At 68.8% G+C, this 21,733-nt stretch carries 18 protein-coding genes, 1 tRNA gene and 1 pseudogene; 7 read left to right on the top strand and 13 right to left on the bottom strand.

Annotated features, from left to right (window positions below; all coding sequences use genetic code 11):
• Window positions 1–49: 49 nt before the first annotated feature.
• Entirely contained in the window at window positions 50–1,447 is a 1,398-nt protein-coding gene (locus ACYVMZ_RS17830) for a hypothetical protein (RefSeq protein ID WP_461080665.1), read from the bottom strand.
• Window positions 1,448–1,694: 247 nt separating this feature from the next.
• Window positions 1,695–1,823, bottom strand: a complete 129-nt coding sequence (locus tag ACYVMZ_RS17825) for a DLW-39 family protein (RefSeq protein WP_003999697.1) — start codon at window positions 1,821–1,823, stop codon at window positions 1,695–1,697.
• 338 nt (window positions 1,824–2,161) lie between these two features.
• On the opposite strand from ACYVMZ_RS17825, the gene ACYVMZ_RS17820 reads away from it, so the two are divergent.
• Window positions 2,162–2,554 carry a DUF6344 domain-containing protein gene (locus tag ACYVMZ_RS17820; protein WP_461080663.1) on the top strand — a complete coding sequence of 131 codons (393 nt, stop codon included), beginning with the start codon at window positions 2,162–2,164 and terminating at the stop codon, window positions 2,552–2,554.
• Window positions 2,555–2,786: 232 nt separating this feature from the next.
• On the opposite strand, the gene ACYVMZ_RS17815 is transcribed toward ACYVMZ_RS17820, so the two are convergent.
• Both ACYVMZ_RS17815 and ACYVMZ_RS17810 read right to left on the bottom strand, forming a co-directional pair.
• The gene (locus ACYVMZ_RS17815; protein ID WP_461080661.1) at window positions 2,787–4,217 is read right to left on the bottom strand and encodes a PA14 domain-containing protein; all 1,431 of its coding nucleotides are present in this window, start codon (window positions 4,215–4,217) and stop codon (window positions 2,787–2,789) included.
• A 322-nt stretch (window positions 4,218–4,539) separates the two neighbouring features.
• On the bottom strand, window positions 4,540–5,019 hold the full coding sequence (locus tag ACYVMZ_RS17810; protein ID WP_461080659.1) for a hypothetical protein: 480 nt from the start codon (window positions 5,017–5,019) through the stop codon (window positions 4,540–4,542).
• A 297-nt stretch (window positions 5,020–5,316) separates the two neighbouring features.
• Between ACYVMZ_RS17810 and ACYVMZ_RS17805 the strand changes: the two are divergent.
• Window positions 5,317–5,443, top strand: a pseudogene (locus tag ACYVMZ_RS17805) (site-specific integrase); the annotation flags it as partial.
• A 49-nt stretch (window positions 5,444–5,492) separates the two neighbouring features.
• On the opposite strand, the gene ACYVMZ_RS17800 reads toward ACYVMZ_RS17805, so the two are convergent.
• From ACYVMZ_RS17800 to dnaA, 9 genes are all read right to left on the bottom strand, one after another.
• Window positions 5,493–5,569, bottom strand: a tRNA-Ile gene (locus ACYVMZ_RS17800).
• Window positions 5,570–5,692: 123 nt separating this feature from the next.
• A complete protein-coding gene (locus ACYVMZ_RS17795) occupies window positions 5,693–6,508 on the bottom strand; it encodes a DUF3566 domain-containing protein (RefSeq protein ID WP_461080657.1) in 816 nt (271 codons plus the stop codon).
• Window positions 6,509–6,526: 18 nt separating this feature from the next.
• The gene (gyrA, locus tag ACYVMZ_RS17790; RefSeq protein ID WP_461080655.1) at window positions 6,527–9,118 is read right to left on the bottom strand and encodes a DNA gyrase subunit A; all 2,592 of its coding nucleotides are present in this window, start codon (window positions 9,116–9,118) and stop codon (window positions 6,527–6,529) included.
• Between the two features lie 42 nt (window positions 9,119–9,160).
• The gene (gene gyrB, locus ACYVMZ_RS17785; protein ID WP_461080653.1) at window positions 9,161–11,221 is read right to left on the bottom strand and encodes a DNA topoisomerase (ATP-hydrolyzing) subunit B; all 2,061 of its coding nucleotides are present in this window, start codon (window positions 11,219–11,221) and stop codon (window positions 9,161–9,163) included.
• A 495-nt stretch (window positions 11,222–11,716) separates the two neighbouring features.
• Window positions 11,717–12,361: a DciA family protein gene (locus ACYVMZ_RS17780; RefSeq protein ID WP_461080651.1), complete on the bottom strand. Its 645-nt coding sequence runs from the start codon at window positions 12,359–12,361 to the stop codon at window positions 11,717–11,719.
• The gene (recF, locus tag ACYVMZ_RS17775; protein ID WP_461080649.1) at window positions 12,358–13,479 is read right to left on the bottom strand and encodes a DNA replication/repair protein RecF; all 1,122 of its coding nucleotides are present in this window, start codon (window positions 13,477–13,479) and stop codon (window positions 12,358–12,360) included. The genes ACYVMZ_RS17780 and recF overlap by 4 nt, the downstream gene beginning before the upstream one ends.
• Window positions 13,480–13,509: 30 nt before the next feature.
• Window positions 13,510–14,385: a phosphogluconate dehydrogenase (NAD(+)-dependent, decarboxylating) gene (gnd, locus tag ACYVMZ_RS17770; protein ID WP_461080647.1), complete on the bottom strand. Its 876-nt coding sequence runs from the start codon at window positions 14,383–14,385 to the stop codon at window positions 13,510–13,512.
• Window positions 14,386–14,584: 199 nt separating this feature from the next.
• On the bottom strand, window positions 14,585–15,715 hold the full coding sequence (gene dnaN, locus ACYVMZ_RS17765; protein WP_461080645.1) for a DNA polymerase III subunit beta: 1,131 nt from the start codon (window positions 15,713–15,715) through the stop codon (window positions 14,585–14,587).
• 906 nt (window positions 15,716–16,621) lie between these two features.
• Window positions 16,622–18,610 (bottom strand): chromosomal replication initiator protein DnaA, encoded by a 1,989-nt coding sequence (gene dnaA / locus ACYVMZ_RS17760; RefSeq protein WP_461080643.1) that lies wholly within the window; start codon window positions 18,608–18,610, stop codon window positions 16,622–16,624.
• Between the two features lie 376 nt (window positions 18,611–18,986).
• Between dnaA and rpmH the strand changes: the two genes are divergently transcribed.
• The 5 genes from rpmH to ACYVMZ_RS17735 are packed head-to-tail and all read left to right on the top strand — an operon-like array spanning window position 18,987 to window position 21,688.
• Window positions 18,987–19,124: a 50S ribosomal protein L34 gene (rpmH, locus tag ACYVMZ_RS17755; RefSeq protein ID WP_003956500.1), complete on the top strand. Its 138-nt coding sequence runs from the start codon at window positions 18,987–18,989 to the stop codon at window positions 19,122–19,124.
• 21 nt (window positions 19,125–19,145) lie between these two features.
• Entirely contained in the window at window positions 19,146–19,517 is a 372-nt protein-coding gene (gene rnpA / locus ACYVMZ_RS17750; protein ID WP_461080641.1) for a ribonuclease P protein component, read from the top strand.
• Window positions 19,514–19,888: a membrane protein insertion efficiency factor YidD gene (gene yidD / locus ACYVMZ_RS17745; protein WP_461080639.1), complete on the top strand. Its 375-nt coding sequence runs from the start codon at window positions 19,514–19,516 to the stop codon at window positions 19,886–19,888. The genes rnpA and yidD overlap by 4 nt, the downstream gene beginning before the upstream one ends.
• A 3-nt stretch (window positions 19,889–19,891) precedes the next feature.
• Window positions 19,892–21,160, top strand: a complete 1,269-nt coding sequence (gene yidC, locus ACYVMZ_RS17740) for a membrane protein insertase YidC (RefSeq protein ID WP_461080637.1) — start codon at window positions 19,892–19,894, stop codon at window positions 21,158–21,160.
• Between the two features lie 15 nt (window positions 21,161–21,175).
• A complete protein-coding gene (locus ACYVMZ_RS17735) occupies window positions 21,176–21,688 on the top strand; it encodes a Jag family protein (RefSeq protein WP_461080635.1) in 513 nt (170 codons plus the stop codon).
• Window positions 21,689–21,733 lie beyond the last annotated feature (45 nt).

Below are 21,733 nucleotides of genomic sequence, written 5' to 3'. Positions count from 1 at the left end.
GGCCCCCATTTACGAGGCCCATTTACGAGGCCCATCTACGAGGCCCCGTCTACGCGGCCCCAGCCCTCCGCCGAGCCACCACCGCCCACGCCCCGAGCCCCACCAGCAGCACACTCCCGGTACCGATCCCGCCCACGGCGACCGCCTTCATCGCGGTGTCGCCGCCCGCGGACGTGCCCTCGGCGGCCAGCTCCCGGTCCCGCTCCGTGACCCGGAAGACGTCCTGGGGCACGGGCTCTCCGGCGTAGTCGGGCCCGGACCGGGCCGCACCGCTCACCCGCACGCGCAGTTTCAGCGGGACCGGCCCGTCCCCGAAGTTGTCGGCCACCTTCTCCGCGAGGTGGGCGACGAGGTAGTAGGAGCCGGCGAACCGCATCGCGCTGACCCGGTCGGCGACCGCGTAACGGTTGGCGTGGTCGACCGGCGGCAGAGGAGCGAGGCTGCCCGACTTCTGACCGCCGTCGTAGGCGACGCGCACGTCCTCGGCGGGACCTCGCGCGGGGTTGTAGAGCTCCAGGTCCAACGCACTGGCGGCAGAGCCCCGGCCGGCGGTGTTCGAGCTGCTGCCCAGTTCCGCGGTGACGTACAGCTGCTGGCCCCAGTCGACCGGCACCTTGAAGAAGAGGGTCTGGCCGGGCCGGATGTCGTCGCGCCACACGCCGTGCCCGAGGAAGGCCGCGCTGGAGAATCCCGCACCGCCCGGGCGGCGTTGGGCCTCGCCCGCGAGGTGCTGGGGCGAGGCGGAGTTCCACACCTCGGGCGCGCTCGTCGCACCGGCCTTGCTCAGACGCGGCTCCGAGACGGTGGCGAGTTCCAGGTCCCACGGGTCACGCGGGACACCCTCGTCCTCGGGACCGGCGCGCTCGACGGACACGTAGTACGTGCCGGCCTCCCGGCACAGCGCCCGCGTGGGGGAGATCTCCCGCATGCCCCAGGCCGTGACCGGGTGCGGGCTGTCGGCGGCACCGAAGCTCGCGGTGTCGAGGGAGCAGGAGCGGCCGTCGCCGTTCTGGACGGACACCCTCACGCCGTCGATCGCTCGGACCGTACTGCCGGGGGCGGGGACGGCGGTGGCGGAGACGTACGCGTTCGAGGTGCCGTCGAGTTCGAGGCGGTAGTAGACCTTGCCGCTGCCCGGGAGGGAGCTCTTGTAGGTCTTGCCGGGGTTCAGGAGTACGGCGTCCGCGGTGCCTCTCGCGCCCTTGATCCGCTGGGCGTCCTCGGCGAAGGCGTACCGGCCCGTCGTCTCCGCCGCTGCGCGGGCTCCCCCGGCGACAGCGTGCCCCGGCAGAGCGGCCGTCGTACTCAGCACCACCGCCACGACCCCGAGGCGCACGGGCGCCGACGGACGACCGCGCCAGACCCTCGCGCGCCCCCACGCCGTACACCGCCGTCCCCTCACGCGCCACCCCTCGTCGTTGCCCCGGACCGTGGAACCGTGGCCCATCCTGCCCCGCCGGACCGCCCGCCATCCGCGTCCTTCGCGCAATCCACAGGACCGATACGCGCCCCGGCCCACACAAGTCTGACAAGAGCCCAGACAACGACCGTGGCAAGAGAAGAGACAACGGGTGACAAAAGCCCCGGCAACAACAGGACAACAGCAGCGACAGGAGCCCCGAAGACAACGCTGACAAAACACGAAACCCCGACCGCGGAGCGGCCGGGGTCTGCTCAGAATCGGATGTCGGTACTCACGAACCCGTGGGCACGGAGTCAGTCGCCTCCGTCCACAGATCCTGCTCGGCGCGATCCGCCTGGATCTGGCGGTACACGAGGAGCCCGCCGATGGCGGCCAGTGCGACCAGGAGAAGCTTCTTCACCGCGCGACCTCGTCTTTCCTTGACGTAGGGGACCTCTGGCGCCCGACTATACACACCGATCGATATCGATCGGTGACCTGCGTCGGCCCTCAACTCGCGTCCGGAACACCGCGATCGAAGCGGAGGGCACCGCTCCGATCGGAGGGTGATCACATCTCCACGGAGGGCGACGATTGTCCGCTCTCCTCCCGTCTTTCCACGTTTTCGGCCCTCTTGCACCCATCCGGGTGGTGTTCATCTGAACATCGACGCGCCACGGGCGTCGGTCCACCACTTCGCGACCCTCATACACATCATGAGGAAAGTACGCAAATCGCCCAACCCGAAAGTGAGGGGCCATGGCCCGCACCAAGGTCATGAAGCTGTGGACCACCGTCGTCACCGCCTTCCTCGCGCTGTGCACGGCGCTCGGACTCATCACCACGACCGCCGCCGCGGCCGTACCGCAGACCGAGACCACGCGCAACAGCGGCACGAGCACCCCGCAGATCACGGTGCCGGCGATGTCCCCCTGGTCCTGGTCCCGCGCCAGGGCCCTGCCCCCCACGATGAAGCAGCGCATCCACGCCGAGGCCCACGGCAAGTCCCCCAGCTGCCGCCACCGCCCGCTCGCGGACACGGCCCCGGACACGACGACCGCGCCGGCCACCGCCGACTGCTCCGACGACACCGACGACACCGACGACACCGACAAGTCCCCGACGGAACCGTTCACCCGCCTCCAGCGCTAGCCCCCGCCCGGGAGCACGCCCCCTGGTTCCCTGTGGTCCCGATCCCCTGTCGTCCTGGCGAACTTGCGTACAGCACCACGCCTCACCACGAAGGCCCGGCAGCTCGAAAGAGCCGCCGGGCATTCGCCTTGCCTCCGCCACCCCCAGGCACTCAGTGTGCCTACACCACCAGGAATGCCGAGCCGGCACATGCCGAAGGCCCCTTGATGAGGTCGCGTGTTCCCCGTGCCCGTCAGCCGGCCGGCATGGTCACGGCACGGATCTCGCTGTACGGCGAGTAGTTCCCGGCCGCGTCATAGGTGCGGGCCCGATACTCGTGGGTGCGCCCGTCGGCGGGCAGCGGGTCGCAGACGGCGGCCGTGGCGGGGTCGAGGCGTGGGTCGTAGCCCTGGTGCAGGACGACCGACCAGGTGTCCGTCCCCGCCTCGCGGCGCTCGATCTCGAAGCCGGTGAAGTCTCTGATCGGGGGCGGCGTGCTGTCGGTGGCCGTCGCCCGGATGCCGCTCGCGCAGGAGCCCAGCGTTAGATCGGGGGCGTAGGCGGGGGCGATGCCGTCGGGGATGTCGAGCCAGAGCTCGTTGGTGGCGTCGGCGTCGAGCCACCTCGGGTTGTAGGTGGTGGTGCCGCCGTCGTTGGTGACGAGGACGCGGTAGTGGCGGGTCTTGCCGTCGGCGGTGACGGGGCCGGTGGTCCAGGTGTTGCCCATGGTGGTGCCGAGCGGGACCCAGACGTAGGAGCCGTCCACCTTGTCGTTGCTCAGCACCGTGTAGTGGTCGAAGTGCGGCTCGGTGTTGAGGGGCCACTTCAGGGTGACGTTGCCGGTCGCCTTGTCGTAGGTGCCGGTCAGGGAGGTGACGACGGGCAGGGGACGGACGATGGTGTCCGTGCTGCCCGACGAGGTGTTGCCCGCCTTGTCCCTGGCGCGCACCTCGTAGTAGTAGGGCGTGCGATCGTCGGGGTTCACGAGGGGGTCGGTGTGGCTTCGGGCGGTGGTCGTGGTGACCTTCGTCCAGGTGCTGGAGCCGACGGGCCGGCGGTAGAGGGAGTAACTCGCCAGGTCCATCTCCTTGTTGGCGGACCAGGAGACGGTCGTCCTGCGGGTCGTGGTGTTGTAGGCGGTCTGCACGCCGGTGGGGGCGAGTGGCTTCGTCTTGTCGTACGTGGCCGAAGTCCGGGGCGCGTACGTGTACGCGACCTTCGCTGCGCCGGTCCAGTTCACGTAATCGACGCGGAGGGTGTGCCTGCCGGAGGGGACGGTGAGGTTGACGCTCGTGGAGCGGGCGGTGTCACCGGTGCCCTTCCACAGGTCGATCTTGCGGTCGCCGTCCAGGTAGACGCGGACACCGTCGGTGGCGGAGGCGGTGAACGTGAAGGGGCCGCCGGAGCCGAAGTCGCGGGTCACCGACCAGCGGACACCGAAGTTGTCCGACGGCACGCCGGAGACCGGGCTGCCGGACCAGCTCTGGCTGATGGTGCTGTCGCAGTCGGTCCGCACCGGGGAGCCGGAGAACGAGGCGTTCTTGTAGAACGTCCGCTTGTAGACGTTGGTCGAGCAGGTGACGTCGGCGGCTGCCGCCGGCGGGGCGGCGACCAACAGGCTGCCGAGGACGACGGCGGACATGGCACCACCGGTCCGGGCGGCGACGAGACTCTTCTGGCGCACGGGAACCTTTCGCGCTGTGCGGGCGGACGTACAGCGTGGAGACCCGTGAGCTGGGAGGAAGGTTGCACGGCGCGCCCGCTGACGTGGAAGGGATACGGAGCCTGTCCGGTCTTCCACCGTCCGGACCGCTGCACCGTCCGCTCAGGTTCGACACAGACCGCTGGTGTTCGCGCTTGTTGGTGTCAGCCGCTGATGTCGGTCGCCGAATGTGATCTTGACAAGCCTCGCCCCCTTGCCCATACCGCGTATGCGCCGGGCAGACCCGACTGGCGTGGCCTGAGTAGTGGCAGTGCTGCGCCGGTCCGACCTTGGCGTGTGAGTCTCAGTCCCCGGAAGAACCGAAGAAGCCGACATGGGTGGGCTGGCTGTCGGTGTAGAGGACTACGTAGACGCCGGTCCAGCGCATCCTGTCTTCACCAAGCAGGGTCGTGTCCTGGTCCAGGGGATGTCTGGTGCGCATGGCCTCATAGGCCCGAGCCATCGCGTCTTCGTACTGCTGCACGGTTGGGCGATCCGTGCCAAAGTGCTGCACAAGCCGGGCAGTGGGCAGCGGGCGGAGCGTGAAGTAGTCCGCTTCCCGTTGCTGCGGGAGCTCGGTCGTCTCGACTATGCGGTGGACGTCCAAGATCGAATGAGTGCCCTCTTCGCCCATGAATTCCTCGTCGGCGTACAGCTCCTCACGGCTCTCATACTCCTCGCCGTCGCCGTACAGCTCCTGAAAGACCTCGTCGTGAAGGGCCTCCAGCGTCGCCTCGATGCTTCCTCTGTAAGCAGTGACGTAGTTCCACCCGCTGGCACCCATGGCCAGCTCCTTTCCGTGGTCGCCGGCTAGTGGGGCCTCAAGGTAGCGCCCAGCTCTGACAGCCGAACAGCGACACAGACGATCCGCCAACCCACCACTCTCCCCAGCTCCGCTGACGGCGCACCCGGCTGGGGGCGATTAGACCTGCCGTGGTCGCGCCTGCCGACGACGGCGCTGAGGTCGGCGTAGCGGCTTTGGGCTGGAGCTGCTTTGGCTCGAGTGATCAGGGCCCATCCGGCCAGCGCAGGCCCAGGACCTCACTGCGGCGGAGCCCGAGGACCAGGACGAGGACGCAGGCAGCACGGCGGCATGATCGACCCGGTGGGCTTCTCCCGCACCTTCGACCGCCTGGTGAAGCGGGCCGGTGTCCGCCGCATCACGGTGCCGGCTCGCCCGGCACACCTGCGGCACCCTGCTCGCTTTCCGTAGATGCCAAAGACCCCCAACCACGATCGGTTGGGGGTCTTTTTCGCTGGTGGGGCTAACAGGATTTGAACCTGTGGCCTCATCCTTATCAGGGATGCGCTCTAACCAACTGAGCTATAGCCCCGCCGCGCTCTGCGGTGGGTGTCCCGCGCGCTGACTCCTGAAGATTAGCGCACGAGGCGGGCAGTCCCAAAATCGATTGTCGGGGGACCGTCAGGGGACCCGGAATCACCCTGACCGGCCCCGGTCACTCGTCCTCCGCCAGCGTCAGCTCCACGCCGCCGACGAAGCCCGCCGAGAGGTTGTAGATGAACGCGCCGAGCGTCGCGAGGGCCGTCGCCAGGACGACGTCGATGACCGCGATGATCGTCGTGAAGAGCAGGACGTTCGGGAGGGACAGGAACGCCTGGAGGTCGAAGCCGTTCGACTCGCTCGAACCGGTCGCCTCGGAGATCGTGCCGCCGACGGTCGAGAAGACGCCCATGGCGTCCATGACCATCCACAGCACCGCCGAGGCGACGATCGTGCAGATGCCCAGCGCGATGGAGAGCAGGAAGCTGACCTTCATCACCGACCAGGGGTCGGCCTTCGCCACGCGCAGGCGGGCCTTGCGGACGCGGGGCATGGTGCGCGCGCCCGTGCGCGGGCGGCGTACGGCACTGGCCGGGCCCGCCTGCGACGGGTAGGCCTGCGGCGGGTGGTACGGCCCGGAGGAATGCTGCGGCTGCCGCTCCCCCGGCAGGGGTGAGGCAGGCTGCGCGGCGGCCTCCTGCTGGGGCGCCGGCTGCGGCTGGGCGCCCGGAGCGGCCGGGCCCGCTCCAGCGGTGGGCTGCTGGGTGTGCGGGCCTCGGGTGTCCGTCACAGTTCCCCCCTGGGATCCATGAGTCTCAGAAGAGGACGAGTCCCTCGCGGGCGACTTGGACGAGTCCTCGGCGGGCGACTTGACCGCCTTCAGCTGGGTCGTGTGCGGGTCGCTCGCCTGCGCGGCGGAGCCACGGCCGCCGCCGCCCGTTTCCGTACCCCTTGAGGTACCGGCCGATCCGGCGCCCGTGGCTCCGCTCACGCTGACTCACTCCTCGTCCTACTCGGCCGAGGGCGCCTCACCCTCGTCCGTGCCGCTGGTCGCGATGTCCTCGGCGGTCTCGTCGACGGCCACATCGCCGTCGACCTCCTCCGCCTCGCGTCCCGCCTCGGCGTTGCGTGCGATGCCGACCACGGCATCGCGCTTGCCCAGATTGATCAGTTGGACGCCCATGGTGTCACGGCCTGTCTCCCTGATCTCGTTGACTCGCGTACGAATCACACCACCAGACAGTGTGATGGCGAGGATCTCGTCGGTCTCCTCGACCACCAGCGCGCCGACGAGCGAACCGCGGTCCTCGACGATCTTGGCGGCCTTGATGCCGAGGCCGCCGCGACCCTGGACGCGGTACTCGTCGACGGCGGTCCGCTTCGCGTACCCACCGTCGGTGGCAGTGAACACGAACGTACCGGGTCGAACAACATTCATCGAGAGCAGCTCGTCGCCCTCACGGAAACTCATGCCCTTGACGCCCGAGGTCGCACGGCCCATGGGACGCAGGGTTTCGTCCGAGGCGGTGAACCTGATCGACTGCGCCTTCTTGCTGATCAGGAGCAGATCGTCATCGGCCGAGACGAGTTCGGCTCCGATCAGTTCGTCGTCGGAACCGTCCTCCCGCTCACGGAGGTTGATGGCGATGACACCGCCGGAGCGCGGCGAATCGTAATCCTTCAGTGGCGTCTTCTTCACCAGACCCGCCTTGGTCGCCAGGACCAGGTACGGGACCGCCTCGTAGTCGCGGATCGCGAGGATCTCGGCGATCGCCTCGTCCGGCTGGAAGGCGAGCAGGTTCGCGACGTGCTGCCCGCGCGCGTCCCGGCCCGCGTCGGGGAGCTCGTAGGCCTTCACACGGTAGACGCGGCCCTTGTTGGTGAAGAACAGCAGCCAGTGGTGCGTGGTGGACACGAAGAAGTGGTCGACGATGTCGTCTTCCTTCAGCTTCGCGCCGCGTACGCCCTTGCCGCCGCGCTTCTGGGCCCGGTAGTCGTCGGTCTTGGTGCGCTTGATGTAGCCGCCGCGCGTGACCGTGACGACGATGTCCTCCTCGGCGATCAGGTCCTCCATGGACATGTCGCCGTCGTAGGGCACCAGCATGGTCTTGCGGTCGTCGCCGTACTTCTCGACGATCGCGGCCAGCTCCTCGCTGACGATGCCGCGCTGGCGGATCGGGGAGGCCAGGATCTCGTTGTACTCGGTGATCTTCGCCTGGAGCTCGTCGTGCTCCTGGACGATCTTCTGGCGCTCCAGGGCGGCCAGGCGGCGCAGCTGCATCTCGAGGATGGCGTTGGCCTGGATCTCGTCGATCTCCAGGAGGGTCATCAGGCCGCCGCGCGCGATCTCGACGGTGTCGCTGCGCCGGATCAGCGCGATGACCTCGTCGATGGCGTCCAGGGCCTTCAGCAGACCGCGCAGGATGTGGGCGCGCTCCTCGGCCTTGCGCAGGCGGAAGCGCGTACGGCGGACGATGACCTCGATCTGGTGGTTCACCCAGTGGCGGATGAACGCGTCCAGCGACAGCGTCCTCGGCACGCCGTCGACCAGCGCCAGCATGTTGGCGCCGAAGTTCGTCTGCAGGTCGGTGTGCTTGTAGAGGTTGTTCAGGACGACCTTGGCGACCGCGTCCCGCTTGAGCACGATGACCAGACGCTGGCCCGTACGGGACGACGTCTCGTCACGGACGTCCGCGATGCCGCCGATCTTGCCGTCCTTCACCAGGTCGGCGATCTTCTGCGCGAGGTTGTCGGGGTTGACCTGGTACGGCAGCTCCGTGACCACCAGGCACTGGCGGCCCTGGATCTCCTCGACCTCGACGACCGCGCGCATGGTGATGGAGCCGCGGCCCGTGCGGTACGCCTCCTCGATGCCCTTGCGGCCCACGACGAGCGCGCCGGTCGGGAAGTCCGGGCCCTTGATGCGCTCGATGAGCGCGTCCAGCAGCTCCTCGTGCGAGGCCTCCGGGTGCTCCAAATACCACTGGGCGCCGGAGGCGACCTCGCGCAGGTTGTGCGGCGGGATGTTGGTCGCCATGCCGACCGCGATACCGGCCGAGCCGTTGATCAGCAGGTTCGGGAACCGGGACGGCAGGACGGTCGGCTCCTGGGAGCGGCCGTCGTAGTTGTCCGTGAAGTCGACGGTCTCCTCGTCGATGTCGCGGACCATCTCCATCGACAGCGGCGCCATCTTGCACTCGGTGTAGCGCATCGCCGCCGCCGGGTCGTTGCCCGGGGAGCCGAAGTTGCCGTTGGAGTCGACGAGCGGCATGCGCATCGACCAGGGCTGGGCGAGGCGGACCAGGGCGTCGTAGATGGAGGAGTCGCCGTGCGGGTGGTAGTTGCCCATGACGTCGCCGACCACGCGGGCGCACTTGTAGAAGCCGCGCTCGGGGCGGTAGCCGCCGTCGTACATCGCGTACAGCACACGGCGGTGGACGGGCTTGAGGCCGTCGCGGACGTCCGGCAGCGCACGCGAGACGATGACGGACATCGCGTAGTCGAGGTAGGAGCGCTGCATCTCCGTCTCGAGCCCGACGGGCTCGACGCGCAGGGCCAGGCCGTCGTCCTCAGGCGTGACGGGAGTGTTCTCGTCGGTCATTGCTGGTGAAGGTCCTTCCTGGTGCGGTCAGCTGAGACCGACTCAGATGTCGAGGAAGCGGACGTCCTTGGCGTTGCGCTGGATGAACGCGCGGCGGGCCTCGACGTCCTCGCCCATCAGGACCGAGAACAGGTCGTCGGCCTGGGCGGCGTCGTCGAGGGTGACCTGGCCGAGGACGCGGTGCTCCTGGTCCATGGTCGTGATGCGCAGCTCCTCGGCGTTCATCTCGCCGAGGCCCTTGAAGCGCTGGACCGAGTCGTCCCGGATGCGCTTGCCGGCCTGGCGGCCCATCTCGATCAGGGCGTCACGCTCGCGGTCGGAGTACGCGTACTCGAAGTCGTCCTTGCCCCACTTGATCTTGTAGAGCGGCGGGCGGGAGAGGTACACGTGCCCGGCCTCGACCAGCGGCCGCATGAAGCGGAACAGGAAGGTCAGCAGCAGGGTGTTGATGTGCTGGCCGTCGACGTCGGCGTCCGCCATCAGGATGATCTTGTGATAGCGGAGCTTCTCGATGTCGAAGTCCTCGTGCACGCCCGTGCCGAACGCGGAGATCATCGCCTGGATCTCCTGGTTCTGCAGGATGCGGTCGATGCGCGCCTTCTCGACGTTGAGGATCTTGCCGCGGATCGGGAGGATCGCCTGGTACTGCGGGTTGCGGCCGGACTTGGCCGAGCCGCCGGCGGAGTCACCCTCGACGATGAAGATCTCGCACTTGGCCGGGTCGTTGGACTGGCAGTCGGCCAGCTTGCCCGGCAGCGAGGCGGTCTCCAGCAGGCCCTTGCGGCGGGTCAGGTCGCGGGCCTTGCGGGCCGCCACGCGCGCGGTGGCCGCCGCGATGCCCTTGCGGACGATGTCCGCGGCCTCGTTGGGGTTGCGGTCCAGCCAGTCGGCGAGGTGCTCGTAGACGACCTTCTGGACGAAGGTCTTCACCTCGGTGTTGCCCAGCTTGGTCTTGGTCTGGCCCTCGAACTGGGGCTCGCTCAGCTTGACCGAGAGGATCGCGGTCAGACCCTCGCGGATGTCGTCGCCCGTGAGGTTGTCGTCCTTCTCGCGCAGCAGCTTCTTGTCGCGCGCGTACTTGTTGATGAGCGAGGTCAGCGCGGCGCGGAAGCCCTCTTCGTGCGTACCGCCCTCGTGGGTGTGGATGATGTTGGCGAAGGAGTACACGCCCTCGGTGTAGCCGCTGTTCCACTGCATCGCGACCTCGAGGGACAGGTGCTTGTCCCTGTCCTCGGCCTCCAGGTCGATGACGGTGGGGTGCACCAGGTCTCCCTTGCGGGAGTTGAGGTACTTCACGAAGTCGACGATGCCGCCCTCGTAGTAGTACGAGACGTGCTTGACCTCGTGCTTCTCGTCCTCGCCGGCCTCGTCCGCCCCGGCCGTGGCCTTCGCCGACTCGCGCTCGTCGGTGAGGTTGATCCGCAGCCCCTTGTTGAGGAACGCCATCTCCTGGAAACGCCGCGAGAGCGTCTCGAAGGAGTACTCCGTCGTCTCGAAGATGTCCGGGTCGGCCCAGAACGTGACCGTCGTGCCGGAGTCCTCGACCGCCTCGTGCTTGGCGAGCGGGGCGGTGGGGACGCCCATCTTGTAGTCCTGCGTCCAGCGGTAGCCGTCGCGCTTGATCTCGACGGACACCTTGGTCGACAGGGCGTTCACGACGGAGACACCGACACCGTGCAGACCACCGGAGACCGCGTAGCCGCCGCCGCCGAACTTGCCGCCCGCGTGCAGCACGGTCAGCACGACCTCGACGGCCGGCTTCTTCTCGACCGGGTGGATGTCCACCGGGATGCCACGGCCGTTGTCGGTGACGCGCACGCCGCCGTCGGCGAGGATCGTCACGTCGATCGTGTCCGCGTACCCGGCCAGCGCCTCGTCGACGGAGTTGTCGACGACCTCCTGCACGAGGTGGTGCAGGCCGCGCTCACCGGTGGAGCCGATGTACATACCGGGTCGCTTGCGGACCGCGTCCAGACCCTCGAGGACGGTGATGGCACTGGCGTCGTACGAGGCGGTGACCTCGCCGTTCGACGAGATCACCGCGCCGCTGGCGCCGGCGTCGGTGGACGGGATGTTCTCGTTGGGGTTGCCGGAATCGGCCACGAAGCGCCCTTTCTGGCACAGCACGAGCCGGGCTCGTCGGCGGGTTGCCGGAGCGGCTGCGGCATGTTGCGTTGGTAAGCCTTGATCAGCGTTGCTCAGCTCTTCCCGGACGGTCCCCACGATTGGGGCGGGATTGCCTTCCAGTCTACCGGTAGCGCCGACAGTGATGGGGGTTTGCCGGTACCTGAGTCCGCATGTGCCGCCCTGAACCATCCTCGGCCGACTCCCGATATGCGGATGGGGGCTCCAAGAGGCTCACGGAGGCACTCAGCGCTTCGGGCCGTCAACCCTTGGCTACTTAGGAGTCAGGTCGCGATGCACGACCGTGTGCGGTGCTACGACGAAACGGGCGCCGGCGGTTCCGAACCACTGCCGACGCCCACTGATGTGATGTCAGTCACCTGTTGTCCACAGCTGTGGAGAGAGGTCCCGGACGGCCCGATACGGGCCCCGGACGACTCGATAGGGGTCCCGGACGACCCTCGAACGCTTGTGTCAGCCGTAGGTGTCGCCGGGCCCGGTGCTGCCGGGAGCGCGCAGCGGGCCGTAGCGGCGGGCCGGGCCACCGGGGCCGTTGACCTTGATCATCCGTACGGTGCCGTGCCCGAGGTCCTCGTTGAGGCGGGCGACCAGTGTCGGCGCGAGCAGGCGCAGGTTCGTCGCCCAGGCCGTGGAGTCGCAGCGCACACTCAGGACGCGCTCGTCCTCGTCGTACTTCTCCGGCACGCAGTGCTTGGCCACGTCCTCGCCGACGATCTGCGGCCAGCGTCCCATCACCCCGCCCACCGCGGCAGGGGCCTCCCAGCCGCGCTCGGTGATGAGCCGGTTGATCGCGGCGCCCAGCGCCATGGGGTCGCGGCGGTCGGCGCCCGCGCCGGAGCGCAGACCGCCGCGCCGCGCCTGCTTCTTCTGCTGTACCGCATCGCCACGCGCGCGTGCCGCCTCCTTCGCCGCGCGCAGCGCCACGCGCGCGAGGTCGACGCCGGAGGGTTCGGGGGACTTCTGCGGGGCGCCGCCGGATGCAGCCGGGGCTTTCCGGGGCGTGCTCCCAGGTGCGCGCTCTGGTGGGGGTCCTGGTGCGCGTTCGACAGGGTTCCCGGGTGGGCGCCCGAAGGGAATCTCGGGTGTGTTCTCGCTCATACGCGCTCCACCGTCCCCTCGGCCACGGCGAACCGCGCCCCGGACAGCACATGCGGCACGTCGTCGTCGACCGCGGCGGTCACCAGGACCTGCTCGCCGGGCGCGACCAGCTCGGCCAGGCGCTCGCGGCGCCGGGTGTCCAGCTCGGCGAAGACGTCGTCGAGCACGAGCACCGGCTCGTTGCCCTCGGCGCGCAGCAGGTCGTACGAGGCCAGGCGCAGGGCCAGCGCGTAGGACCAGGACTCGCCGTGGGAGGCGTACCCCTTCGCGGGCATCTGGCCCAGCTTGAGGAGCAGGTCGTCCCGGTGGGGTCCGACGAGGGTGACGCCCCGCTCGATCTCCTGTTTGCGGGCCTCGGCGAGCGCGGCCATCAGCTGCTCGTGGAGGTCCTCACGGGTGTGCGCCTCGCCGGGTGCGGACGGCTTGTACTCCAGCGCGACCGGGCCGCCGCCGGGGGCCAGCTGCTCGTACGCCTTGTCGGCCAGCGGCTGGATCGCGGCGATCAGGTCGAGCCGCTGGGCGAGCAGCTCGGCGCCCGCGCGGGCGAGGTGCTGGTCCCAGACGTCGAGGGTGGACAGGTCCATGGTGCGGCCACCGTGCCGGCGGGCCAGCGCGGCCGACTTGAGCAGGGTGTTGCGCTGCTTGAGGACGCGGTCGTAGTCGGAGCGGACGCCGGCCATGCGCGGGGAGCGGGCGGTGATCAGTTCGTCGAGGAACCGGCGGCGCTCGCCCGGGTCGCCCTTCACCAGGGCGAGATCCTCCGGCGCGAACAGCACGGTCCGTACGATGCCGAGGATGTCCCGGGGTCTGACCTGCGAGGACCTGTTGATCCGGGCCCGGTTGGCCCTGCCCGGGTTCAGCTCCAGCTCGATGAGCTGCTGGCGGTCGCCCTGCCTGACCTGCGCCCGGATGATCGCCCGGTCGGCGCCCATGCGGACCAGGGGCGCGTCGGAGGAGACGCGGTGGCTGCCGAGCGTGGCGAGATAGCCGATCGCCTCGACGAGGTTCGTCTTGCCCTGCCCGTTCGGGCCGACGAAGGCCGTCACCCCCGGGTCGAGCGGGACCTCGACCCGGGGATACGAACGGAAGTCGGCCAGCGACAGATGCGTGACGTGCATGGTCGTTTCGCCGACCTCCCCAACCCTCGCTTACTTCTTCTCGACCGCGTGGCCGCCGAACTGGTTCCGCAGCGCCGCGATCATCTTCATCTGCGGCGAGTCGTCCTGGCGGGAGGCGAACCGCGCGAACAGCGACGCGGTGATCGCCGGCAGCGGCACCGCGTGGTCGATCGCCGCCTCCACAGTCCAGCGTCCCTCACCGGAGTCCTGTGCATAACCCCGGAGCCCCTCCAGGTGCTCGTCCTCGTCCAGGGCGTTCACCGCGAGGTCCAGCAGCCAGGAGCGGATGACGGTGCCCTCCTGCCAGGAGCGGAAGACCTCCCGGACGTCGGTGACGGAGTCGACCTTCTCCAGCAGCTCCCAGCCCTCGGCGTAGGCCTGCATCATCGCGTACTCGATGCCGTTGTGGACCATCTTCGCGAAGTGACCCGCGCCGACCTTGCCGGCGTGCACCGAGCCGTACGGGCCCTCCGGCTTGAGGGCGTCGAAGATCGGCTGCACCTTGGCGACGTTCCCGGCGTCACCGCCGTACATCAGCGCATAGCCGTTCTCAAGGCCCCACACGCCACCGGAGACGCCGCAGTCGACGAAGCCGATGCCCTTGGCGGCCAGCTCCTCGGCGTGCCGCTCGTCGTCCGTCCAACGCGAGTTGCCGCCGTCCACGACGACGTCACCGGGCTCCAGCAGCTCGGCGAGCTCGTCGATGGTGGACTGGGTGGGCTCGCCGGCCGGGACCATCACCCAGACCACCCGAGGGCCGGAGAGCTTGCCCACAAGCTCTCCGAGGCTGTGGACATCCGCGAGGTCCGGGTTGCGGTCGTATCCGATGACGGTGTGGCCCGCGCGGCGGATCCGCTCGCGCATGTTGCCGCCCATCTTGCCGAGGCCGACGAGACCGAGCTCCATCAGTTGTGTTCCTTAGGTGTGCGACGTGGCGTGGCGGTACGTCCGCGCCCGGCATCCGCATGCCGGGACGGCGTCGTACTCGCGTCCGAGCCTAAACCCGGACGCTCGCGCACATCTGTGGGCATACGCGCTCATGCGCACGCCCCCACCTGCGGCTTCGTCCTCACCCTGTGGACAACCGTCAGCGGAGCCGAGCCGATCAGCCGCTCAGCCGCACCGGCATGATCAGGTACTTGTAGGCCTCGTCCGCCTCGGCGTCCACCGCCGGCTTGCCGCTGAGCAGCGCCGGCTTCGTGGAGGTCGTGAAGGACAGCTGGGCCACCGGGGAGTCGATCGCGCTCAGGCCGTCCAGCAGGAACGTCGGGTTGAAGGCGATCGAGATGTCGTCGCCCTCCAGCTGGGCGTCGACCCTTTCCACAGCCTGTGCGTCGTCGCTGGAGCCGGCCTCCAGGATCAGCACGCCCTGCTCGAAGCTGAGCCGCACCGGGGTGTTGCGCTCGGCGACCAGGGACACACGCTTGACGGCCTCCACGAAGGGGGCGGTCTCGATCACGGCGATCGAGTTGAACTCCGTCGGGAACAGCGTGCGGTACTTCGGGAGGTCGCCCTCCAGCAGCCGCGTGGTCGTGCGGCGGCCCGCGCCCTCGAAACCGATCAGGCCCTCGCCGGCGCCCGAGCCGGACAGCGCCAGCGTCACGCTGTCCCCGGCGCCCAGCGACTTGGCGGTGTCCAGAAGCGTCTTGGCGGGCACCAGGGCGACCGCGGAGGCCTCCGGGTTCTCCGGCTTCCACAGGAACTCGCGGACCGCGAAGCGGTAGCGGTCGGTGGAGGCCAGCGTGACCGTGTCGCCCTCGATCTCGATGCGGACACCGGTGAGGACGGGCAACGTGTCGTCACGGCCGGCGGCGATGGCGACCTGCTGCACGGCGGAGGAGAAGACCTCGCCCGGGACCGTGCCCGTCGCGTTCGGCATCTGCGGCAGCGCCGGGTACTCCTCCACAGGCAGCGTGTGGAGTGTGAACCGCGAGGAGCCGCACACCACCGTCGCCCGTACACCGTCTGTGGAAATCTCCACCGGACGGTTGGGGAGCGCGCGGGAGATGTCCGCGAGCAGGCGGCCGGAGACCAGGACCGTGCCCTCCTCCTCGACCTCGGCCTCCACGGACACACGCGCGGAGACCTCGTAGTCGAAGCTGGACAGGCTCAGCTGGCCGTCCTCGGCCTTCAGCAGCAGGCCGGCGAGGACAGGCGCCGGCGGACGGGCCGGGAGGCTGCGCGCCGCCCAGGCCACTGCCTCCGCGAGTACGTCGCGTTCCACCCGGATCTTCACCGTAAGCCGCCTCCTGCTGTTGCCGGCGTTCTCGCCCTGCTTCGCCTTCGTCGTCTGACTCGGTGTCGCCGGCCCCTGTGAAGGGAAGGACACCGGGGACCAGTCTGACGCACGGCACTGACAGTAGGTGCCGCTCGGGGTCAAGTCGTGACGAGGGGCAGCCGGGCACGAGAGCGTGAGTTGTGCACAGGACCCACTTCGAAACGAATTCCGCGCTCTCTCTAGTCGGACGTAGTAGTAGGGCCTGTGGATACCGTGGATAACCACGTTTGCCCAGCTCAGCGCGGAGATTTTGTCCACGGGGCCTGTGGGCGGCGGCCGTGGACAACCAGGGGTCGCTGTGGAGAACGGAAAGTTCTGCACACCCCGTGCACAGGCCGGGGCGAGTTCTCCCCAGCGCCGTCCCCAGTTTTACCCGGCTTTCCCACAGCCCAACCCGGCACCTTGGTGTGACGCCTTTCACTCGACGCGGTGAGAAGGCGCGTCGCGTTGCCGAACAGTGGACAGGCATGTGGAGAAGCCGGGGATCACTGGGGACAACCGGCCCCAGCCTGTGGGTTGCCGGTGGACAACTCGGTGCACAGGCTGTGGACCAACGCGCTGTCCACAGTCTGTGGAGATCGTTCATCCACGAATCCACATGGGTCTGAGCTGGCCTGATGGTTCCTCAACACCCTCTGCTGTGGACAGGATCGGGACAACTTCACGGTCCCCAGGATGTGGACGGGAAAAAGTCGCCGAATCTGTGGAGAGTGGCCGTAACTCGGCAGCTATTCGAACAGCGGGTTGCACGCGCGTGTGCCGCCGCGCGTCTCCCCGCATGACGAGCCGCGCGTCTCCCGGCATGACGAAGGGCGCCCCCGGATCACTCCCGGAGGCGCCCTCAGTGGCGTATGACGGTGGCCGTCAGCCGTTCTTGATGCGGTTGGTCAGCTCGGTGACCTGGTTGTAGATGGACCGCCGCTCGGCCATCAGATTGCGGATCTTGCGGTCGGCGTGCATCACCGTCGTGTGATCGCGGCCGCCGAACAGCGCGCCGATCTTCGGCAGCGACAGGTCCGTCAGCTCGCGGCACAGGTACATGGCGATCTGCCGGGCGGTCACCAGCGCGCGCCCGCGCGAGGTGCCGCACAGGTCCTCCACCGTGAGACCGAAGTAGTCGGCGGTCGCGCCCATGATCGCCGTCGACGTGATCTCCGGGGCCGAGTCCTCGCCACCGGGGATCAGGTCCTTGAGGACGATCTCCGTCAGGCCCAGGTCCACCGGCTGCCGGTTCAGCGAAGCGAACGCCGTCACCCGGATCAGCGCGCCCTCCAGCTCACGGATGTTCCGCGAGATCCGGGAGGCGATGAACTCCAGCACCTCCGGCGGCGCGTTCAGCTGCTCCTGCACCGCCTTCTTGCGCAGGATCGCGATGCGGGTCTCCAGCTCGGGCGGCTGGACGTCGGTGATGAGGCCCCATTCGAAACGGTTCCTCAACCTGTCCTCCAGCGTGACCAGCTGCTTGGGCGGCCGGTCGCTGGACAGCACGATCTGCTTGTTGGCGTTGTGGAGCGTGTTGAAGGTGTGGAAGAACTCCTCCTGCGTCGACTCCTTGTCCGCCAGGAACTGGATGTCGTCGACGAGCAGGATGTCCATCTCGCGGTAGCGCTTGCGGAAGCTGTCGCCCTTGCCGTCGCGGATGGAGTTGATGAACTCGTTGGTGAACTCCTCCGAGCTCACGTACCGCACGCGCGTGCCCGGGTACAGGCTCCGCGCGTAGTGTCCGATCGCGTGCAGCAGGTGCGTCTTGCCGAGCCCGGACTCCCCGTAGATGAAGAGGGGGTTGTACGCCTTCGCGGGCGCCTCGGCGACGGCGACCGCGGCCGCGTGCGCGAAGCGGTTGGACGCGCCGATGACGAACGTGTCGAAGAGGTACTTCGGGTTCAGCCGCGCGGTCGGCTCACCGGGGCCGGTCGCCGGCGCGGGCTGCGCGGCCAGCGGGCCCGGCGCGCCGGTGGTGGGCAGGTTCGGCCCGACCGGACCGCCGCGGTGCACATGACCGGAGCCGGTCGGCGGATCCGGCAGCTCCCGGCGGACGGGGTCGCGCTGGTCGTAGTCGGGGCGTGACGTCTCGTAGTCGGAGCGCGCCTGGTCGTACGACGGGCGCTCCATGGCCTGCGGGCGGTAGTCCTGCGAGCCGTACGAGTCCTTCGCACCGTAGGTCTCCTGGGACCCGTAAGCGTCCTGCGACGGCGAGCCGTACGAGTCCTGTCCTCCGTACGCGTCCTGCGAGCCGTACGTGTCCTGCGACGGCGAGGCGTACGGGTCCCGCTCCGGGAAGCCGAGCCGCTGCTGCTGCCAGCCGTACTCGTCCTGCGGGGGGCGCGGCCAGGAGCCGGGCTCGGGGCGCTGGTACTCGGACGGGTAGGCGGGGCGGGCGGTCGGGAGCTGATCCGCGCGCGGGCCGGGCAGCTGGTCGCCGCCGGGGTGCTGGTCGGCGCGGTGGCGGCCGTATCCGTCGTATCCGTCGCGGCCCTGGTCGTAGCCGTCCCTGCCCTGGCCGGCGGACGGGAGCTCGGGCTCGTCGTAGCGCGACTGGGGGCGGGCGGGGGGCGCCGGCGGGGCCGGGGGTTCGCCGGCGGAGTCGTCGACGGTGATCGCGATCCGGATCGGGCGGCCGCACTCGCGGCTCAGCGTCTCGCTGACGATCGGGGCCAGGCGGCCCTCGAGCACGCCCTTCGCGAATTCGTTCGGTACGGCGAGCAGGGCCGTGTCGGCGACCAGCGCGAGCGGCTGACAGCGCCGGATCCAGTGCTCGTCCTTCGCCTCGACACCCTGGCCACGGCCCTCGCCGAGAAGCTGCTCCAATACGCGTGGCCACACTGCGGCAAGATCGGCAGGTACGTCAGCCACAGGGCACGCTCTCTCACAGGTCCACTCGAACGTGTGGTTCGGGGACGGGTCGGGATGTAAATCGGGTGTGGGTGGGGACAAGGGAACGAATCGGAGTCCAGTCACGGTAGTCAGGGCGACGGGTGCGGTTCAAGTTGTTGTCCCCAGGCTGTGGATAGTGTCTCCCCGGGGCCCCTGGTTTGACCGGATGGCGCAGCCGCGCGTACCGTAACCAGGTCGAGTTGTCGATGGCTGCTGCCGCCTGCCTCCGATGGGCACAGATCGCGTCAAAGTGATCGGTCAGCGGTGCACTCGGGCGTAACGCGAGCTACTCGTGGGCGCACGGTGACAGCCAGGACGGCACCCCGCCAACCCCGATTTCTTCTGGAGCCCCCGAGTGAGCAAGCGCACCTTCCAGCCGAACAACCGTCGTCGCGCGAAGACCCACGGCTTCCGGCTGCGTATGCGCACCCGTGCCGGCCGCGCGATTCTCGCGTCCCGCCGTAGCAAGGGTCGCGCCCGTCTGTCCGCCTGATCCCGGTCAGGTCATGACGTCGTGCTGCCCACCGAGAACCGGCTGAGGCGGCGCGAGGACTTCGCGACCGCGGTACGACGAGGTCGCCGGGCTGGTCGCCCGACCCTCGTCGTCCATCTTCGTAGCGGTGCCACGGACCCGCATGCGCCTGGGGAGAGCGCTCCCCCGACGCGTGCGGGTTTCGTCGTGAGCAAGGCCGTGGGCGGCGCGGTCGTGCGCAACAAGGTGAAGCGCAGGCTTCGCCATCTGATGCGCGACCGAGTCGACCTGTTTCCCCCCGGTAGCCTGGTAGTCGTACGAGCGCTGCCCGGTGCGGGTGACGCCGACCATGCACAGCTGGTCCGAGACCTGGATGCCGCTCTGCAGCGGCTGCTGGGAGGGGGCGCGCGATGAAGTACCCACTGCTGGCCCTGATCAAGCTGTACCAGTGGACGATCAGTCCGCTGCTCGGGCCGGTGTGCAAGTACTACCCGTCGTGTTCCCACTACGGCTACACGGCCATCGACCGGCACGGTGCGGTCAAGGGCACGGCGCTCACGGCCTGGCGCATCCTGCGGTGCAATCCGTGGTCGCCGGGCGGTGTGGACCATGTCCCCCCGCGCAAGCGTCCGCGGTGGCACGAAATGCTGCGTGACGCCTGGCGCGCACGCAAGGGCGGGCCCTCCGCCGGCGAACCGGCCACCGAGGGACAGACTTCTCCCACGAGTCCGTCGAGTCCTTCGAGCCCGGCCGCAGAGACCTCGTCCCATGCCCAAGGAGCATGATTAGTGGACACGATTGCCAGCCTCTTCAGCTTCATCACGACACCTGTCTCCTGGGTCATCGTCCAGTTCCACAAGGTGTACGGCGCGCTCTTCGGCGCTGACACCGGCTGGGCCTGGGGCCTGTCCATCGTGTCCCTGGTGATCCTGATCCGCATCTGCCTGATCCCGCTCTTCGTGAAGCAGATCAAGGCGACCCGGGCCATGCAGACCCTGCAGCCCGAGATGAAGAAGATCCAGGACCGCTACAAGAACGACAAGCAGCGCCAGTCCGAAGAGATGATGAAGCTCTACAAGGAGACGGGCACCAACCCGCTCTCCTCGTGCCTTCCCATTCTGGCGCAGTCCCCGTTCTTCTTCGCTCTGTACCACGTGCTCAACAGCATCGCGTCGAACGACACCATCGGCGTGATCAACAAGAGCCTGCTGGAGAGCGCGCAGAAGGCCCACATCTTCGGTGCCCCGCTGGCCGCGAAGTTCACGGACAGCTCGTCCAAGGTCGAAGCGCTCCAGGCCTCGCTGACCGACGTGCGGGTCGTCACGGCGATCATGATCGTCCTGATGTCGCTGTCGCAGTTCTACACGCAGCGCCAGCTGATGACGAAGAACGTCGACACGACGGTGAAGACGCCGTTCATGCAGCAGCAGAAGATGCTGATGTACGTCTTCCCCATCATCTTCGCCGTCTTCGGCATCAACTTCCCGGTCGGTGTCCTCGTCTACTGGCTGACCACCAACCTGTGGACCATGGGCCAGCAGATGTACGTCATCCACAACAACCCGACCCCGGGTTCCAAGGCCCAGTCCGCCTACCTGGACCGCCTGTACAAGCACGTCACGCACCGCGGCAAGGTCAGCCGGCGCCGGGACAGGGTCTACATCAAGGCCATCGTCGCCAAGGGCCGCGACCGCAACGAGTACGAGCGCAAGTTCATCAACGGTCTGAACAAGGCGGGCCTGGCCGCCCAGTCCGACGGAACCGTGATCAAGAGCGAGACCGCCGTCGCCACCCAGACCGAGGACGGCACGCCGACCGCCGCGGCCCCCAGGCGCCAGCAGCCCAAGCGGCAGACCAAGGCCCAGCGCCAGGCCACGAAGGCGGCAGCTGAGGCCGAGCAGAAGACGTCGCTGACCAAGTCCGACGAGCCAGGGGACGCCAACTCCGCCGCCGCTGCCAAGAAGGGCACCGCGAAGCCCGGCTCCGCTACCCGCAGCAAGGCCCAGTCCGGACAGCGCAAGGGTCCGCAGCGGCCCAAGTCCCCGTCCAAGAAGTAAGAAGGAGTCCATCCCGTGACGGAAGGCACCACCTCCGCCGCTGCCGAGGGTGCAGACACCCTGACCCGCCTGGAGCAGGAGGGCGAGATCGCGGCGGACTACCTCGAGGGTCTGCTCGACATCGCCGACCTCGACGGCGACATCGACATGGACGTCGAGGCCGACCGCGCCTCCGTGTCGATCATCAGCGACACGGGCAGCCGCGACCTGCAGAAGCTGGTCGGCCGCGACGGTGAGGTGCTGGAGGCCCTCCAGGAGCTCACGCGCCTGGCCGTGCATCGGGAGACCGGTGACCGCAGCCGGCTGATGCTGGACATCGCGGGGTACCGCGCCCGCAAGCGCACCGAACTGTCGGAACTGGGCGCCAAGGCCGCCGCCGAGGTCAAGAGCACCGGCGAGGCCGTGCGGCTGAAGCCGATGACGCCGTTCGAGCGCAAGGTCGTGCACGACGCGGTCAAGGCCGCGGGCCTGCGCAGCGAGTCCGAGGGCGAGGAGCCGCAGCGCTTCGTCGTCGTGCTTCCCGCCTGATCGGCCCGTACGTTTCCCGGCCCCGTCTGTTGCGCAGGCGGGGCC

It is taken from the genome of Streptomyces deserti, assembly GCF_054782695.1.
The sequence above is the reverse complement of the archived record's forward strand: the minus strand, read 5'-3'. Positions and strand labels throughout refer to the sequence as shown.

Excerpts from the sequence above, each read along its gene's own strand:
- ACYVMZ_RS17830 (WP_461080665.1), bottom strand. The coding sequence starts at position 1,447 with ATGGGCCACGGTTCCACGGTCCGGGGCAACGACGAGGGGTGGCGCGTG.
- ACYVMZ_RS17820 (WP_461080663.1), top strand. The coding sequence starts at position 2,162 with ATGGCCCGCACCAAGGTCATGAAGCTGTGGACCACCGTCGTCACCGCC.
- ACYVMZ_RS17810 (WP_461080659.1), bottom strand. The coding sequence starts at position 5,019 with ATGGGTGCCAGCGGGTGGAACTACGTCACTGCTTACAGAGGAAGCATC.
- gyrA (WP_461080655.1), bottom strand. The coding sequence starts at position 9,118 with ATGACCGACGAGAACACTCCCGTCACGCCTGAGGACGACGGCCTGGCC.
- ACYVMZ_RS17780 (WP_461080651.1), bottom strand. The coding sequence starts at position 12,361 with ATGAGCGAGAACACACCCGAGATTCCCTTCGGGCGCCCACCCGGGAAC.
- recF (WP_461080649.1), bottom strand. The coding sequence starts at position 13,479 with ATGCACGTCACGCATCTGTCGCTGGCCGACTTCCGTTCGTATCCCCGG.
- gnd (WP_461080647.1), bottom strand. The coding sequence starts at position 14,385 with ATGGAGCTCGGTCTCGTCGGCCTCGGCAAGATGGGCGGCAACATGCGC.
- yidD (WP_461080639.1), top strand. The coding sequence starts at position 19,514 with ATGAAGTACCCACTGCTGGCCCTGATCAAGCTGTACCAGTGGACGATC.